Origin of the sequence: Streptomyces sp. NPDC005494, assembly GCF_042872025.1 — a bacterium.
Classification (GTDB): Bacteria; Actinomycetota; Actinomycetes; order Streptomycetales; family Streptomycetaceae; genus Streptomyces.
Genome location: NZ_JBIAJR010000004.1, coordinates 422,974 through 440,772 on the forward strand (window position 1 = coordinate 422,974; position 17,799 = coordinate 440,772).

At 64.5% G+C, this 17,799-nt stretch carries 7 protein-coding genes and 1 pseudogene; 2 read left to right on the plus strand and 6 right to left on the minus strand.

The annotated features are described in order from the left end of the window. Window positions 1-53 precede the first annotated feature (53 nt). From ACFYQ6_RS15590 to ACFYQ6_RS15600, 3 genes are read right to left on the minus strand one after another with little or no spacing between them, the layout of a single operon-like run. Window positions 54-1,892 (minus strand): CotH kinase family protein, encoded by a 1,839-nt coding sequence (locus tag ACFYQ6_RS15590; protein ID WP_388763318.1) that lies wholly within the window; start codon window positions 1,890-1,892, stop codon window positions 54-56. After that, a complete protein-coding gene (locus tag ACFYQ6_RS15595) occupies window positions 1,892-2,569 on the minus strand; it encodes a DUF4956 domain-containing protein (protein WP_037830460.1) in 678 nt (225 codons plus the stop codon). The genes ACFYQ6_RS15590 and ACFYQ6_RS15595 overlap by 1 nt, the downstream gene beginning before the upstream one ends. Further along, window positions 2,566-3,429 carry a polyphosphate polymerase domain-containing protein gene (locus ACFYQ6_RS15600; RefSeq protein WP_388763319.1) on the minus strand — a complete coding sequence of 288 codons (864 nt, stop codon included), beginning with the start codon at window positions 3,427-3,429 and terminating at the stop codon, window positions 2,566-2,568. The genes ACFYQ6_RS15595 and ACFYQ6_RS15600 overlap by 4 nt, the downstream gene beginning before the upstream one ends. A 141-nt stretch (window positions 3,430-3,570) precedes the next feature. Between ACFYQ6_RS15600 and ACFYQ6_RS15605 the strand changes: the two genes are divergently transcribed. Further along, window positions 3,571-3,780 carry a hypothetical protein gene (locus ACFYQ6_RS15605; RefSeq protein ID WP_388763320.1) on the plus strand — a complete coding sequence of 70 codons (210 nt, stop codon included), beginning with the start codon at window positions 3,571-3,573 and terminating at the stop codon, window positions 3,778-3,780. A 1,356-nt stretch (window positions 3,781-5,136) separates the two neighbouring features. Beyond that, window positions 5,137-5,499: pseudogene (locus ACFYQ6_RS15610) on the plus strand (IS30 family transposase); the annotation flags it as partial. 90 nt (window positions 5,500-5,589) lie between these two features. On the opposite strand, the gene ACFYQ6_RS15615 reads toward ACFYQ6_RS15610, so the two are convergent. The 3 genes from ACFYQ6_RS15615 to ACFYQ6_RS15625 all read right to left on the minus strand — a co-directional run bounded on the left by ACFYQ6_RS15615 (window position 5,590) and on the right by ACFYQ6_RS15625 (window position 17,390). Continuing rightward, window positions 5,590-6,132, minus strand: a complete 543-nt coding sequence (locus ACFYQ6_RS15615) for an SMI1/KNR4 family protein (RefSeq protein WP_361575876.1) — start codon at window positions 6,130-6,132, stop codon at window positions 5,590-5,592. Beyond that, window positions 6,129-13,058, minus strand: a complete 6,930-nt coding sequence (locus ACFYQ6_RS15620) for a polymorphic toxin-type HINT domain-containing protein (protein WP_388763322.1) — start codon at window positions 13,056-13,058, stop codon at window positions 6,129-6,131. The genes ACFYQ6_RS15615 and ACFYQ6_RS15620 overlap by 4 nt, the downstream gene beginning before the upstream one ends. Before the next feature lie 114 nt (window positions 13,059-13,172). Further along, window positions 13,173-17,390, minus strand: a complete 4,218-nt coding sequence (locus ACFYQ6_RS15625; RefSeq protein ID WP_388763324.1) for a LamG-like jellyroll fold domain-containing protein — start codon at window positions 17,388-17,390, stop codon at window positions 13,173-13,175. Between the last annotated feature and the right edge of the window lie 409 nt (window positions 17,391-17,799).

A 17,799-nucleotide genomic window follows, 5' to 3' on the forward strand; every position in this document is an offset into this window, starting at 1 on the left:
CCTGTGGGAGGAGGCCGGAGCCCAGGACGGCTGGGCCGCCCCGAGCTCCGGGGTCATCCGGTGACCTGCTTGTTCTTCGCGAGCGCCGCGGTGCGCTCGGTCACCGTCGTACGCAACTTCTCCACGGCGGCGTCCAGCTCCTTCGAAGGACCGGCCGCCTCTCGGGCCTGCGCCGCGATGGTGTCCAGGGCCTCGGTCGCCGTGCCGGAACCGAAGGTCTTCGCGTACACCTTCTTGTACGCCGCCTTGTAGACCGCGTCGAAGGCGTCGGACTCCAGGAACCGGTCCTTCAGGGCGTTCCCGCCCATCGAGCCTCCCCGGCCCGCTTCGCCGTTCCCACCGCCCGGCATCCCCTCCGGCATTCCCTCCGGCATTCCCTCGGGCATCTCCATCCCTTCGGGCATCTCCGGCATTGCTTCCGGCATCGCGGGCATGCCCTCCGGCAGTCCGCCTTCCGGCCGGCCGGGGCCGCCTTCGCCGTTCTGTCCGTCTCCTCCCCGTCCAAGGCCGCCGCCCATGTCCCCCATGCCGACCTTGTCGTCCGGGCCTGCAGCGGTGTCGCCGGAGAAGGTGAGGTTGTAGTCCCACCCCAGGACGGAGAACTTCTTGGTGTCCAGGTCGTAATAGAGCATGTAGTTCTTACCGGGACCGGAGATGTCGTCGAAGTTCAGCAGGAGGTTCTGCGTGGCGATGTACGCGGCGAGCGAGTCGACGTCCACGTACTTGTGCAGTTCCTCCTCGAACTCCTTGTCGGAGGCTTCGTCCACCCACTTGATCAGCTTCATGACCGGCTTCAGGTCCTGGCTGCCGACCTTGTTGAGCTGGCGGAAGGACGTCTCGTAGTCGGACGGGTCGTCCCCGCGATCAGCGAAACTTCCCCCGGCCCGCGCCTTGTACAACACCCCGTTTCCGTCGCCGATGGCCTCTGCGTAATCGGTGTCCGGGTTGTCGACCATCAGGCGGGTCACCGCGGGCCGGTTGTTCACCTGCACCGAAGTGAAGCTGTACGCCTCGGCGGGCTGCCCGGAGGACTCCGTCAGCGACAGCGACAGCGCCTCGTTCAACGGCACCTGCTCATTCGCACCGGGGCGCAGCGAGATCTCCCGCTCCCCCTGGTAGGCGCGTCCTTCGATGTACTCGTCGATCTTGATCAGCCAGGGCAGTTCCTCGGGCTTCTTCGCGGACAGGTCGTACTGCACCATCCCGCCAGGACCCCCACCGGCGTTGCCCTGACCACCTGCGGGAGCCCCGGCCGTACCGTCCTGGCCTGCGGTGGCGGCGGGCGGGCCGCCGGTGGCGCCGTTCTCGGCCTTCTGGCCGGGTTGCTGCTCGGTGGTGCCGGGACCGCCGCCGGTGTTCTGGCCGCGGTCCCGGCCCCCGCCCGCGCCCTGATCGGCGGCGGGCGGGGCGCCCTGCTGGTCACCGGCGTTGCCGGGCATGTTCCGGCCGCCACCGGGCATGCCCTTGCCGTTACCCCGCAGGGACATCAGGGTGGAGTTCCCCTTGAGACGGATCCCGACGTCCTCCAGATGGACGCCGTCGATCGTCAGGTCGGCCGAGATATAGTCCTTCGTCCCCTCGTCCTCGAACTCCTTCATCATCTTGTTGAAGTCGGTCTGCTCGTAGGTGAGCTGGATCGAGTGGGACACCGACGCATCGTAAAGGTCGACAGTGCCTTCGATGCTCTGTGTGATGGCGTCAGCCTCCACCCGCGAGGAGGAGGTCACGTACGGCGACACGCGGGCGTCGCCGAAGAAGTAGACCGCCACCGCGAGTCCCGCGCATAGCGCCCCGGCCGGCTTCCAGTGGTGGCGCAGCCGCACCGGCAGCCGGTCCTTCAACCGCCGCTTGCGTACCGGCACCACCACCGGGTCCCGCTTGTCGCCGGTCATCACAGGTCCGTGGTGTCGTAACCGGTCAGGACCGTCACCCGCTGCCCGGACGTCCGCTCCTGGAGCGCCGCCACCAGATCACCGGGCTCGGTCCCCTTCTTCATCCGCACGGTGTAGAAGACCTCAGTCAGCGCGCCGCCGCGGATCGTCTCAGTGCTCACCAGCTCGTACTCAGTGGTGTACTTGATCAGGACGTCGCTGATCGCCGGGCCGTAGTCCTCGCCCGGCGGGACCTGGACCTTGACGACCTGCCGCTGCACGTTCAGGGCGAACCAGTTGAACTTGAACATGACCAGGATGACGACGCAGACCACTATGGCGCCGGCCACGGCCAGCGTGTAGAAGCGGGCGCCGCACGCCATGCCGATAGCCATGGTCAGGAAGATGAAGCCGACGTCCCGGGTCTCCTTGACCGCGTTACGGAACCGGACCACCGACAACGCGCCGACCAAGGAGAACGCCCGGGCCAGGTTGGACCCGACCACCAGCATGATCAGCGCGACGACCATTCCGACGATCACGAGGGTCTGGACGTAGGACTGGCTGTAGGACACATTGCGGTGCGTGTACCGGTACGTGTAGCCGATCACCGTGCTCAGGATGAACGACAGCGCCATCGCCACCACGACGTCGGTGACGCTGAACGTCCCGCTGAGTTCCTGCAGATCGAAATTCACTGTGCTCCTGCTTTCAGCAACGTCTGCCGCTGCTGCTCGATGGGGGCGGGCGGCGGGCAGTCCGCCTCGTTGATGTGGAAGACCGAGCGCGGCGCCAGGCCGAACGCCTCGATCGACTGCACGTACTTGGAGATCCGGACCAGGTTGAGGTTCCGCCGGGCGGCCAGATCGGTGATCCAATGGGGCGTACGCTCGTTGACCTTGACCTCCATCACCGACATGTGCGGCGGTATGGTGAACCGGTTCTCCGGGGTGGGCGTGCCGAAGTGGAAGTCCCGGTCCCGGCCGCGGACGCGCCGGTCGAAGGTGACCCGCAGCCCGGTATCGGCGTCCCGGCCCACCAGGGCTTCGCGCTGGTAGCCCGTGATCGCGGTGGGCTGCAGATTCAGCCGCACGACCAGTTCGAGGACCTCCTGGATGAAGGCACTCTCCTTCACGCTGTGGTCGACCATCTCGCGGCCGTCACACAAGCGCCGCGCCACCCCGTACGGCAGAGTGATCCGCCGCTTCTGCGTGACCCGGTTGACGCGCTGCTTGATCTCCACGCACACCGGCGAGTCATCAGTGACTCCGTCGAGATCCCCGTAGTGGCGGATGCGCAGCTTGCGGCGGAACTTCAGACCCTCGATCTTCTCCCAGTAGAAACGCAGCTGAGGGGTGTCGTAGTAAAGGCTCCACACGCCATAGCCGCCCACCGGGCTGTTGAGATCGCGGTCCATCCGCTCACCCAACTCGTCCCGGATCTCCGCGGCCTGCTCGACCGGCACCAGATACTTCAGCTCGAACCGGTTGAAGGCGTGCAGTCTGCTGGCCACACGCAGCGGCCGCCCGTCCTCATCTGCTCCTGCGGCTTGTGACACCTGCGCCTCCTTGTCGTACGGCCAGGACCGGCCGACGAGAAGGAACGCAATCAACCCCACATGAGGACCCCGTGAGAATCACGGGTGCATTCCAGGAGAACTCCAGTTGCCTGTGCGGTTAATCCGAAGCGAGCGACACCCATGCGCGACCTCGGCATCACCGGCGCGATCCGGGGCAAAGGTGATCACGACAATCCCGGGCGGATCCGTCGAGCGGGCCCCGACCTCGTGGACCGCAAGTTCGTCGCGCCGGCACCGAACCGCTGCTGGGCCGCCGACTTCACCTACGTCAAGACCTGGTCCGGAATCGTCTACGTCGCCTTCGTTGCCAACACGTTCACCTCCGGATGACGGGCCGGCCCGCATCGCATTCCACGTAGACCCAACCCGTCGTGGGCGCAGTGGAGATGGCGCTATGGCAGCGCGATCGCGAAGGCCGCCCACCCTGGCCGAAGGAACTCGTGGACTACTCGGACACCGGGTTGCAATTCACCAGTTTCCGGCTTACCGAAGGCGGATGTATCTCAGCGCCCCGACCGCACCGACCGGGGCCAAGACGGCTACACCGACCTGGCCACCCGGGCGGCCAAGTGGCTCGCGGCGGCCAAGAATCCTCTCCTCCACGATGACGCGACGAACCGTACTGCGCCGTGGGTTCGAGGCTCACCTGACGCACCAAAAGAACGAGCGTCAGATGAGCGTCGAGCCCGTCGTGCACCATGCCCGACGAAGGCCGCCGCAGACCGCTTGCCCTTGCACTCTTGGGTGAAACCGCAGGTCAGAGCAGTGTGCCTGGACGGCCGCGCGCTCCACCTCGTGTCCGGTGGGAAACATGTCGAGCGCATCCCGCCATGCCCGGGAATCCCGGGAAGCTGCAGGTCAGGCACCCTTTTCGGCGGGTTCCAGGATGGCCACGCACTCCACATGGTGCGTCATCGAAAAGATGTCGGCCGGAGCACGTGATGGAAAAGCCCAGGTCAGAGACCCCTTCTCAGCTCATCGTCCTGTCCGTGGGAACCCGGAGCGTCAAACGAGCGTCACGGCTGACAGCCGCGAACGAGTGGCCAATGCCAGCTCACCCAGCGGGTCCGTCCCCGCCCGCATCGGACGCGGGGGCACACACCAAGCCCCGCACCATCTGGCCGACCGCCATCAAAAGTCATGCCCGCCAGCCGACGACATCCCACACCCGAGCGGAAACCCTTTTAGGGCACGGGCACCAAGATCTCGCGCTGTACCAGCAGAAGCCCATCACACCGGACTCCGCCTGGGCGAGAATGACGGCATGGCATGGGTCATCACGGAGAGCAGCTACCTGTGGGTGGCGGCCATGCGGGCCGAGCCCTTCAGCGCCTTGCCGTCGACGGCAATCGCTCGGCGCGGTACGGCCCTGTTCCCGGCAGCCTCATGCCGCCAGTCGGGGTCGGCAGGCAAGACGCCGACCACCCGGTCGAGGGCGTCTCCAGCGGCAGTTGCCAGCACCCGACCAATCGTGGTCCGCAAGGGGCACTGCGCCACTGGAGTGGATGGGCAGGTACCGATGGCCATCGACACGGTGCCCGCGGGCCACTCGAGGCAATCCGTCAACATTCGTCGCCCCGGACACGGCCGCGCAGACACATACAGACGGGAGCGCCCTCAGCGTGCACCAGCGGCCCGGCCGCGCGTGTCGAGTACAAGGGCCACGAAGGCCCATAGCTCAGACATCCGATGGTCATGGTCAGCGAACGGCCGGCCGAGGCGGAGGACCGGGCGGTGCCCGGCCACTGGGAATGCGACCTCATAATCGGGAAGGACAACGCCCCGCAATCGGCACTTTTATCGTACGCGCCACCCACTACGTGATGCTGGTACACCTGCCCGACGACCGCATCACCGAACACATGCGCGACGCACTGGTGAAGCCCGTGCAGAGTCTGCCCTCGAATGTGGCGCGCTCGCTGACCTGGGACCAAGGCTCGGAAATCGAGCACCTTGCCGCCGTTGCTGCCAAGCTCAAACGGCCGCCCGCGCAAAACGCTCGGCTGGGAAACTCCAGCCGAGCGCCTGCATAAACTAGTCGCCGTCTGACACGACCGACCACGTGTTGCGACGATCCCTAGAAACCATCAACGAGGGCAGGGCTTCTTGTGAAGTGGCAGGACAGCTTACTTCCCACCGTCAGAAGCTCGCGATGGACCTGAACTCATGATCCGGCAATGGGAATGAAGTGGAGAGAATCTCCGACCTGATTTCCCCCGTCAGGAGCGATACCAGAAACTCCGCACAGCCCACCTCGAAATGCTCCCACCAGGCACCCCTGGCCTCGTTCACCATCACTGTCCAGCTATCAGGGTGAGCCCCTGCCAACGCCAGCCAGTAGATGAATTCTCCGTTGTCCGTGGAGGCCCAAGGAATCAGCCTGTTTTCGGGCACCTCGAGCAATTGCGCTGGCTTTTCCTCGCCCTCCTCCCAAAGCATTTTGAAGCTTTCGTCACGCTCTTCGACAGAGGAGAGGAGGTCATAGGGACGCTTTTGGCAATCAGGCTCCAGAAGCCACAAGTAGTTGTCGAAGCATCCCCCGCCGTAGGTATCGATCAGTTCTCGATAGTCCGCTGGCAGCTGGATTCTCAGCTCTCGGGCAACGTCACCCCAGTCTCGGGGACGTGCGGCGCCTTGCAGGGGAGCCGCCAGTCGGATCAACCTTTGCATATGCGCGTTCACTGCCTTGGCCTGTTCAGAACTGTCTGGAAGATGTCAAGTCCCCCTGATCCGTTGGCTCGGATGGTCACACCGAGCGGATACGGGTTGGCCGGGCCCTCACCAATATGTTGTGCATAGATCGGCGTGACGGTGTACTGCACAGTCTCCCCATTCCTCTCGACGGCCCTCCGCACTCGATTTTCGAGACGTCGCATCCCTGGATGGTTGGCGTACTGATGCAGCGTTACAAAGTTCCGGCGGTCACTGTTCGAGCCACCGAGCTGCGCACCCCAGAGGTGGGAGCGGTTGTATCCCATTCCGCTGACCCAACCGGCCGGATCGACGCTGGGATTGGTAGTGCCACCAATATTGTCCCGGGTAAGCGTGACGCTGATGCCGGTGGCTCGCCCATGTTCGTCGAGCTCTCCGTACCCGCCACAATTGTGAACCAAGACCGATGCAGGCCCGGCCACAACATAGTACGTGTGCAGGTCGCTGACGGTCAGGTTGTAGACGGTGGCCTGCTGGGCCGTCCAGCGGCTGATGGCGGTGACCTGGACCCGGGTGCCGGCGCTGGTCTTGAGCCACTGGCCGGATTCAAGATCGGTGGCGTCGATCCACTCCCCGATATCCGGGACCCAGAAGGGGTGGTTGTGAGTGGCGGTGATGCTTGCCGTGTTAGATCCCTGGTCACCGTCGATGTCGATGGTGACCTCAACCAGGCGCTTGGTACCTTCGCCCTTTATCTCGGCAGTGACGGTCTCGATTTTTCTTTTGCCGGACTTGGGGTCGGTTGCCAGGACCTTGTCGCCGTTCTTGACTTCCTCGATCGGCTTGGTGCTGCCGTCAGCCATCAACACCTTCGTGCCGGGCACGAAGCTGTTGGGCTCACATCTCGTCTTCTTGAGCAGGCTTTTCGCTAGCCGCGCCTCGCCTACCAGAGGAACGGCGCTTGCTGCTCTCTCGCTTGCTGCTTGATAGTTCCCCTGAATGAGATCGTTGATTCCCAGGACGGCATCAGCGGCCGGCCCGAGAACGGGGACGAAGATTCCCACAGCTTCGACGACTTCGGTCCACGGAATGACCCGGGTCCTGTCGATCCAGTTCTTGCAGCCGAGACACCCATGGGTGTAGTAGCGCTTTCCGGCCTTGTTTTCGTCGTACTTCTTCCAGTACCAGCCGCTCTTTTTCTTGGTCCAGGATTCGTTGTAGGTGACAGTAGTTTTTGATACCGAGTTGCTTGGTACGCACGTGCTGCTGTTTCCGCCACAGATTCCGTCCGGACGCAGACCGGTGGGGTCGGAAAGGGTGGCCGGAGCGTTGTTGGCGTAGGTATAGCCGTTGATCTGTTGCGGGTCGGCGAGGTCCATGATCGGGTCGACGCTGATGAATCGGCCGATGCCCGGGTCGTACTCGCGGGCACCGAGGTGGGTCAGTCCCGTACTGGTGTCGGTGGTGCCGCCGACGAAGCCCTTGGTGCTGGGCCAGCTCGTCGGGACATCGCCGCGGGCACTACCGAAGGGGTCGGTGCGGCGCTGGGTGAGGGCGAGGCTTGCGGCATCGACTGCGAGTTGGCCGGTGCCGTGATGGTCGCCGATCGTGAAGGCGATGCTGCCGTTATCGTTTCGGACGGCCTGCTGGCCGTTGCCCAGGTCGATGAACCGGGTGGCTTTCGGTGCCGTGGAGCCCTTGGGCAGGACGATCTCGGTGTGGCCGAGGTAGAGCGTGGTCTCGGTGTTGGTGCGGCCGATCAAGCGGCTTCCGTCGGCGTCGTACAGATACGCGGTGGTCTTGTCAGCGGCACCCTCGACCGGTTCCGTAACCGTGGCCAGGTGGCCCTCGGAGTCCCAGCTCAGCGTCTGCGTGGTGCCGGCGACTGTGCGGCTGGTCGTGTTGCCTACCTCGTCGTAGGCGTAGGTGTCGCGCGAGGTGACCGTCGGACCGACGCTGGTCACCGAGGTCAGAGCGTGCGGCTTCTCCCCACCGGGGGGAGGATAGGCGTAAGTGCGCTCGGTGTCCTTGGCCTGGTTGCCTGTCAGGTCATGCGCGGTCTCGCTGAGGCGGTTGCCGACCTTGTCATACGTGTAGGAGTTCCAGTAGGGCGCCGGCCCACCGACCTTTCCCGCCGCGGGTGCGCTCGTGCAGGTGGAGGCCGGCTCTGTCCACTCCTGCGTCACCCGACGCAGGTGGTCGTAGGTGAAGCACTGGGTGTCGGTGCCGGCCCGGGAGACGTCCGCGACGGACTGGACATTCCCTGTCTCGTCGTAGCGGTAGGTGGCGTACTTGTCCACGCCTGCGATGTCTTGCCGGTCGACACGGCTGGTGGCCAGACGCTGAGTACCCCACTCGTAGGTGTTGGTGACCTGAGTCTGCTTACCGGTGCCACCACTGGTCATCTTCACTTGCAGCGGCTTGCCGGTGAGGCTGTAGCTGGTGGCAGCGCTGTAACCCTGTCCTGTGACTCCGGTTGGGCGCAGGATGTCGTCGTAGCTATAGGTGATGACCTCGCCCGGCAGAGAGCCTGCCTTGGAGTAGTTGACACTCTGCAGCAAGCCGCTGGGCTTGTAGACCGTGGCCGTCTGATAGGTGCCGGCCAGCGCTCCTTCCGCCGCGGGAATCGTGATTGCTGTGCGGGTGGCCCGGTAGAGCGGGTCGTAGACGCTTACGGAGCTGGTATATGCGCTGCCGTTCACATAACGGGTAGTGGAGGCCAGCTGACCCTTGGCTCCGCTGATCGTGTCGTAGGTCCAGTCGACGAGCTTTGCTCCGGTCGCCGAATCCTTGCGCAGCTCGGTCTCTCGTCCGAGGTTGTCGTAGGTGTGGTGGAGGGTGCTGCGGGCGGCCGTGGTGGAGGCGGCCGTCGTGGAGACGAGTTGCCCGCGGTCGTCATACGAGCTGTCGGTCGTGCCCTTGTCAGGGTCGGTGGTCCGCACCTGGCGGCCGAGTTGGTCGTATGTGTATGTCCAGGAGTTGCCAGCCGGGTCGGTGACCTTTTCGAGCTTGCCGCTCGGCGTGTGGGCGTAGCGGGTGGTGTCGTATTGAGCGTCGAGGGTGCGTTCGTGGTGCTGGCGCAGCTCGGTGGTCTGGTCCCGGGCGTCGGTGAGTGTGGTGGTGGCGGTGCCGCCTACAGGGGGGATGACGGTGGTGCGGTCGCCGTTGTAGACGGTGCGGGTGATGCCGAGGACTTGGCCGCCGTCACCGTTGCCCGCTATCTGCCGGGACTCGGTAATGCGGCCGAGCCCGTCGTAGAGGTTGCGGGTCTGTGTCTCCACGCTCAGCGCGTCAGCGGGAGCGAACAGTTCAGTCGACGGGGCCTGCGTGGTGTAGTAGGTGCTGAAGTTTTTAGCGGTCAGTCCGCGCTCGTTGTAGAAGGTGTCTGTGAGGAGGCTGCCGCCGTCCGGGCCCGGTGCTTGGGTCTGGCGTTCGCGCAGGAAGCCGTCGTAGAGGGTGTAGGCGGTGATCTGGCCGCCGGCGTTGTTCAGGGTGCTGGTCGTGACGGCGACCGGTTTGCCGTCGGTGATGGTGTAGGTGTAGGCGTAGGTCGGTGTTTGCGAGGTGTATCGGTTGGCGAGCCAGACTTTTGCCGAGCGGCCGAGTGCGTCGTATGCGAACTCGGTCACCTTGTCGTTGGTGTCCGTGACCCGTAGTGGTTGGCCGCGCAGAGGGTCGTGTTCCGAGGTGGTGCTCTGGGAGGTCCCGCTGTTTCCGGAGACAGCTGGTGGCGTGGTCACCTTGGTCTGCGTGGCAAACCCGGTGGCCGGGGTGTAAGTGGTGACGGTGGTTCGCCCGTCGTTGCGCACGGTTCGCACTGGTGCCGCGTCACCGCTCGCCGTGACGTTCGCGGTCAGGTCGGTCATGTTCAGCTGACGGCCGTAGGAGTCGTACGTGGCACCGCTCTCCAGGTAGGTGGCCTTGGTTCCGTCATGCTGTTTCAGCGTGGCCGTCGCGGTGGCGTCGCCCTTGGTGGGTTCGGCTCCGTAAGCGCCGCCGTCATAGGCGGTGCGCACGTCGGAGATGACGTCCTTGGCCCGGTCGGGTGCGACGTCGCATGCCTTGGCTACGGTCTCGACACGTGACGGCAGCGACAGGATGTTGTCGGTGCTGTTCGTGGCGTACGTGGTCCGTGTGCACTGATTGTCTGATGCGGTTGAGTTGTCACCGCGGTCATCGGTCTCGGTGACCCGCCCGGCCACTGTTTCGTAGGTATTGGACGTGGAGGTTATGCGCCATTGGGAGCCGGCCCCGTTGTCGAGGGAGGTCCAGGTCTTTGCGCTCGCGGTTCCTGTGAGATTGGCGGTAACGGTGCCCCAACTGCGCTTCTTCTCGGCAGTTTGGTGGTGCCAGGGCCTGTCAACCTTTTTTTCCAGAACTTTGCCACCCGGCTTGTCGAAGGTGACTGTTTTGTACGGGAAGCCGTTCGCCGACTCGTGGTCGGTTATCGGCTCCCCCTCATCCGTACCCAGGCTGACCGAGACGCTCTTGGTGCCGCCGGTGGTGGTGGCCCGGTCGCCGTCCATGCCGCGTAGGAAATAGTGGTCCTCCTGGGACTTCATTGCGGCGGCGCCTCCCTGCCCGCCGGTCTGAACCCTGACTTGGCCGTAGCCGCGCCAGTGGGACCAGGTCTTTTCCTTCTCCTTGGTCAAGCCGTCATCGTCGTCGAAGTGCCAGGCCGCATTACCGAGGTACTGATACGTGGTGACCTGGTCGGGCGCGCCACCGGTGCGGTCGGTGCTTGTGACAGAGTTGGTGACGTATTTGTTGAACCAGTGTTGTTCTGCGGCTTCTGTGTCACTGCCACCGAGGTACTGGGGGAAGCAGCGGGTGGTGTTCGTCGCTGGAGTCGGCAGCGCATTCCAGTCGCAGGCGGCAGCCGAGTAGTTCACACTGATTTGGCCACCGGACTCGTCGTCCACCGAGGAGAGGCGGTCCTTGATGAACGGGGCGAATCCGTCCCCTGTCTTGTCCAGCCGGTTGGCGAGCTGGGTGTAGGCGAAGGTGGTTTTCGGCAGGGTGATGGTCGGGGTCGCTGACTGACCCGTGTGTTGGACACTGTCGAGGAGGAGCTGGTAGTCCGTGTCGGCCATGCCCCATCGATGGCCGAGCTTCCAGGAGTCGACTTTGCCGTAGGTGCCGTCGGTCTTGAGAACCTGTGTGGTGACGTCGGTCAGTCGCTTGCGGGTCCAGAAGGATGGTGACAGCCGGCCGTTGTCACAGGTGGTCTCGGCCTTGCAGTTCAGGTCCCACGGGGTGTCGTACCAGTAGAAGGCTTTGGTGTCGATCGTATCGGCGGCGCAGGTGACACCGGCCGCTGGTATGCAGCGCTCTGTGTTGTCGAAAACGACCTGTGCCAGGGGTTTGGCCGCATACAGGTCAGGGGTTCGCTGTCCGTAGTCGATACGCGTGAGGTATCCACCACGCGTGTACGGGGTGTCGTCCTCGGACTTCAGGTTGCGGCCGTAGGAGTTGGTCTCCTTGGTGTAGTGGTAGCTGATCGCGTTGCCGTACGTGTCGACGACGTAGTCGAGGTTCCACCTCCATGCCTGCTGGCACCATGAGTCGGCGAATGTCGCCGCGTGGCATTCCTCGCCGGAGTCGTTTCCGTAGACGGGAAGCGTCCAGGTGGAGTCGGTCGTGCTCTTACCTGTGCTCCAGCCCGGCAGACGGTTGTAGCCGAAGTAGTAGCGCGTTCCGTCTGGTGAGGTGAGCCGCCAGTACTCGCCGTCGTTGTCGCCGTTGCCTCGGTCGGCCGACTCCAGACGTTTGATCCGAGTACCGTCATCGCGCTTCAGCCTGAACTCATCGTTGCCCGCGGGGACCAGTTCACCGCCGGCGCCGTTGAAGGAGATGGTCGCGTTGTCGTAGGCCCAGCACATGTCGCCGGGCTTGTTGCCGTCCGCGTTCTTGACCCCGTCATCGGCGCAAGGCTTGTAGCTGCGCTCGATGAAGCCGGGCCATAGGTCGAACCCATCCCCCACCCATGAACCTTGGTTGTTGGTCCCACCGGTTCGACCGTCTATCGCGCCGGATGAGTAGGAGAGCCCCACGCTCGGCTTCAATGCCCCCGGTACCTCGGGGACCTCCATGTCGTAGGACCATGTGAAGTCGCCGGTGTTGAGCGCGGTGTTCCAGGTGGAGGAGGGAGAAAGCGGAGTCGCCTTGTAGTCCCCTTTGTCACCACCGACCGCAGCAGTCGCGGCCAGGACCGTGGGCGCTCCGGCCTGCAAGCTCACCGACTCCGCGGTCAGCGTCTTGCGTTCTGTGTCATTGACAGCGGCAACAGGCTCTCCGGACCGGCACGCCTTCACCTCTGGCGTGGTGAGCACGCACACGGGCAACTGGACCAGGCCCATACGCGACGCGTAGGCGCCACCGAAGAGCTCACTGAATTGTGCGTATTCGACCGCCACAGCGACCGGCTGCTTCGTGCTCTCGGCTGACGCGCTTGTGGCCTGGGCCGGCTCGCCGACCCCGAGGGTGAACAGCAGGCCATCGATCCCGGCTCGCTCAGCCTTCTTACCCTCAAGCACTTCCGACTTCACCGTGCGGGGACCGCGTTGCGACGTCTCGCTCGCATCAGCCTTGCCCTGAGCCCGGCCGACAGCAACAGGCTGTCCCTTGGCGGAGGTAAAGCGCTCGCCGCCCTTGGCACCTGACGGCGGCAGAGTCAGCGTGACCTCAGCAGGGTCGGGCTGCTCGGCCCGCGGGGCACCCGCCGGCACTCTGGGCCCCTTGTTCTTTACGCGCGGCTTGACCGCGACGTCGCGGCCTCTCGCTACGGGCTTTTCTGCCGCTGGAAGCCCAGGCAGATTGCTTATTGCAGTAGACGTGGTCGACGCTGGCTGCGCTGCGGCCGTCTGCAGCAGGGTGGCGACCAGGACTGCCGAGACTGTTAGCGATGCTCGGCGGAATGCCCTGTTCTTGGGCGTGAACGCTTTCGAGAGTTTCATGCGAGGGGTGTCCGTCACTGCCGGGCGCCGGGTGCCTGTCGGGCTGCGGCGCGGGACTGAAGCTTCAGGGTTTCGGGCACTGCTGACGTGCCTGGCCCGCTGACTGTGCGGGGGTCAGCTGCCGTTAGGAACCTCTGTTGGAATATCGAACAGAGATCCGGCCAGTAGGCCGACTTGGACGTCGTTCAGTGCACCTTGGAAAGCCCATACATCGTCGATCGAACCGGCGAAGTACTCCCCGGTGGCATCCCCCGAGGCACGCCCGACCTGGATGGATTTGGATGCCTTGAAGGTCAGCACGTTGTCCGCCCACGCGATGAGATCCTGGCAGGCTCCGTCGTCAGCGCTGCCATCTCCGTCCGCATCGCCGCAGGCCACCTCTTGGAGGACACCGTTGACGTACAGCCGGGCTTCCTTGGCGAAGCCGTCGTAGACCACCGCGAGATGATTCCAGTCGCGGACGTCGTAGAACTCAGTGCTTGCCGCCTTCTTGACCGGTGCTGTGGAGCTGTCACTACTTGAAAGGCTGAGCTCCCATATCCCCGGACCAACGGCATCCCCGGACTCGGGCTGGAAGCGCACTTCGAAAGCGCTGCGCGTGGCGCCTTCGGCGCTCACGACGGACATGCTGTGGTCGGGCAGAGCCGCTGCCTGGGCCCAGGCCGTGACGGTGAAACTGGCTCCCGTGTCGACGGGCATGGTCGGAGTTGCCGCGTAGGAGTCGACGCCGTCCAGTTGCAGACCGTTGAAGTCGACCGTGCCAACGCCGAGCTGGGCGCCCCCGTACAGGTTCATGGGGCGTTTCTCGACAGTGGAGTCCGGAGAGGTGACCGGAGTTCCCGTGCCCATCTCCTCGAAGTTCCAACGGCCCTTCAGGATGGGGCTCTGCCGGAACAACTGCTGCACTTCTTCGGCAGCGACCACCCGGTCCAGGAACCGGATGTCGTCGATCTGCCCGGGGAAGTGCTGGATCATGTTGCCGCCGTCGATGGTCAGAGCACCGACCTGGACCTGCTTACCCGCATACCACGAATTGGTCTGAGCGACCGTCGCCGCCTTCTCGCCATTCACGTAGAGGGTCAGGGTGCCGGCAGTTGGATCATGTACGCCGACGAGGTGTGCCCATTCGCCCACGCGTGCTGTCGTTCCCTGGGGTTGCACAACTCTGATCTGGGTTGCGCCCACCACGTCCGCGGAGTATTGGAAGAATCCCCACTGATTGCTGGTCTTGGAGTAGGCCAGCTCGAGGCCCGGCCTGTTCACCCCGAGCTGCGCAACGACCGTCGCGCCTGTGGCAGGGAGTCGGTCCAGCTTCGCCCAGGCCGAGACCGTGAAGGGACGCTCGGTGTCCACATGTGGGGCTGCCGTGCGCGCGTAGTCTCCATCGCCGTCCAGTTGCAGTGCCCGGCCGCTCACTCCGGCAGCGCCCAGCTTGGCGTTACCCGTCAGTGCCAGGTGCTGGGTGTCCGCGTGCCCGGTCACTTCGGTGGCTCCGGCTGCTTCGTCCAGTGGGAAGATCGCGCGGGCGGTGCGACCACTGCCGATCGGCTTCTTCTGATGAAGGTTGGTGACCTCCGCGTCGGAGACCGGCTTGTCGAAGATTCGGACGTCGTCGATGCTGCCGGGGAAGTAGTTGGTAGGGGTGCCGAGCAGGTTGGCTGCCCCGATCTGGAGCCCGCGGCGCGCGTCCCAGGCTGTGGTGTACGGGGTACTGCCCGCCAGAGAACCGTCGACGTAGAGCCGCAGCTCGTTCGCACCACCTGAGTAGACGCCGACCAGGTGGGTCCACCGTCCGGCTGTTACTCCGCCGGCCGCGGGGGCCATGGCCCGGACGATGGAGGCGCCTGCCGTGTCAGAGGTGTACTGGTTGAAGACCCAGCGGTCGTACCCCTTCGAGTAGTACAGCTCGAACCCTGGAGAATAGTTGCCGGGCTGTGCAGCCACTACTGCAGCGTCCGTGGGCATCCTGTCCAGGTTCACCCATGCCGAGACGCTGAAGCCGTTGGCTGTGTTGACCGTGGGTATGTCCGTCGCGGCATAGCCGCTCGTGCCGTCGAAGTGAACCGCTGTCCCGGTTGCTCCTGGGGCACCGGGGGTAGCTCCTCCATAGAGCTTGGCCGTCCTGGCCCCAGAGCCTCCAGAAGCGGACGTCGCGTCAGCAGCATCGTCGAACTTCCAGTTCGCTCTCTCTGGCTGGCCTGCCTTCACTCTGAACTGGTAGGTCCGCACCTCCGAGCCGTTGCCAGCGGCATCAAATGCCTGCGCGGTGATGAAGCTCAGTCCGGCTTTCGACGGCAGTACCTTCACGGCCTGCGCGGCGCCGGCTGCGGTGGTGATGACGTTCTTCGACGAGGGATCACCGTTGATTCCGTACCAGTACTTGGTGACGTCGCTGTCTGCGGCCTTGATCTGGAACGAGCCGTAGCGGCCTACGCCGTCGAACCAGGGATCGTCCGGGTTCTCCGGGTCCGATGCCGGGTAGTCGCCCGAGGTGATAGCGGGTGCCTTGGGAACGGTGGTGTCGTAAACGAAGTAACAGCCCGTCGGATCGCCTGCCGACGACCACGGTGAGTACTGCGCCCCGTCATAGCTGCGTACGTACCAGTTCACCGTCTTGTTCTGCGGGATCGACGTGGGCAGGCTGACCACGAAGCTCGAACCCGACGCCTTGTAGGACGTCAGTGCGGGCTTCCATCGGGCGATCGCTCCCTGTCCATCGCCCGTGTCCCACATCGCCTGGAACTGCACGGCGACGTTGTCGCCGTCCGGGTCTGTGATGTTGTTCGCGTACACCTTGCCGAGGGTGCGGACACGCGGGGCGCTCTCCGGTCGCTTGCAGGTGCCCCCGTATTCCATGGTGAGCTGGGACATCTTGACCTGTGTCGGCGCAAGGTTGTACTTGACCCGGAGGAATGCCTTGTCGGAGAAGCGCTTCCAGGCGTAGCCGTCGGTCTCGCTGGCAGCTTGCAACCCGAACGTGAGCGAGGACGCCTTGTCGTTGGCCGCCTTCTGCACCGCGGTGCGCACGTTGAACTCTGCGTCCTTGGCAGCGCAGCCGTCGTAGCCGTACGCGAAGGACGAGGATGTCAGTTTCTCGATCCAGAACCCTGAAGCGTTCTGCGAGTTCCAGGTCGTCGACGAGGAGATGCCCTTCGTCCTCCACAGCTCGACGCTCCGATCCGAGCAAGAAGCGGACCAGGTGTTCCGGACTACGAACTCCGCCGAGAGGATCGACTTGCCCGCGAACTTCGACGTCGGTATCTGATAGAAGATCCGCTTGGTGTCGTGCGGAGCGCAGTAGGACCAGTTGCAGTAGCCCATGCCTGACGTGGACTCGCCGTTGAACTTCCACTGCGGCGACGATGCCCAGTACTTGGATGCCATCGTCCATGACGATGCTCTGGGTGAGTACCACTGCGGATCGATGAACACTGGGTATGTGGTGTCCGGGCCCCGCAGCAGTTCGGCGTTCGGCGTCAGTACCAGTTCGTCGCCGCCGGCCGGCACATCCACGTCCACCGGTGCGAGCGCTCCCGACTCCCCCGCCGCTGGTTCCGTCGACGATGCTGCATCAGCGGCAGCGGCTCGCGCTTCGCGTTCAGGCACGTCTTCGGCGCCCTTGGCCGTTGCTGCGGCAGGTCCCGTACTGGAATCCCACATCATCGGCTTCGGGGCGGCGAAGACTGCCCCCTGCGCGCCCTTGTCGACCGCCTCGAGACCCCCGTCCTGCGTCTCGTTGACGTCCATGCCCTCAGCGGCAAGCTGCAGACGCAGCTTCGACAGCGCCTCGTTCTCTGCCGCAGCCGCGGTCTTGACCACCAGGAGTTGAGTGAAGCCGTCTTCCTGCGCCTGCATTCGCAGGTCCACGTCCGGGAGCACATCGCGGTAGGTGGCAGTCGCACCGTTCAGTTCAGGTGCCGGCAGTTCTCCCGGCCACGACAGAGCAAGCTCGCGGCCTGCTTTCGTCATCTTCACCAGAGGCATGTCGCCACCGCCGGAAAACGTCAGGCCGACCGTAGTGACCTCGGGTGCGACTCCACCTCCACCGGCTTGCGCCAGGTCGGTGTCGACAGGCTTCCACTCGCCGTCCACACGGGCGCGCACAGGACGTAGGTACTCGCGCGCTTCCAGGTTTCCGTCACTGGTGGCGAAGACATCGCTGTTCTCGGCTCTCAGTGACAGGACCTCAACCGGCTGGCCGGTTCGTTTTGCGGCGGCTCTGGCGGCGGCTACGCCTGCCTCTCCAGCGTCAGGTTCGGATGCGGTTGCCTCGGCCGCAAGGGCGCTCCCGGAGGAAGCAGCTGTCGAAGTTGGCAGCATCACGACAACCATGCTGAGCAGCGCAGTTGCGGCCATCGCCCGACGTCGGCGAGACACATGACTCCACACAAAACCCACCCCGGCTCCAAGGAGATGAAGATCCACTGAGAGCGGGACCTGATGGGGACTTTATGTAGTGGGCAGGTGAATATCCAGAGGGAAAATGCTGGCGTCACGCGCCAAACCGGACGACCGTCCCGTGATTGAAGTCACGTTTGCGAGGGCCTTGAGCGGGCCAACGGAGGGCGTTGCCCTGCAGGTTGCAGCATTCGGAAGCCCCTTCGTGAAGAGGCCACACGAGATCTTCACGATTGTGCAGCAGTCGAGCACCACAAGAGGAGGCCGGGAAGCTTGAGGTTCTGGCCCTACCCCTTCCTCGGCAGCGCCAGACTCGACTCGTGGCAAGGCTCAACCACCACGC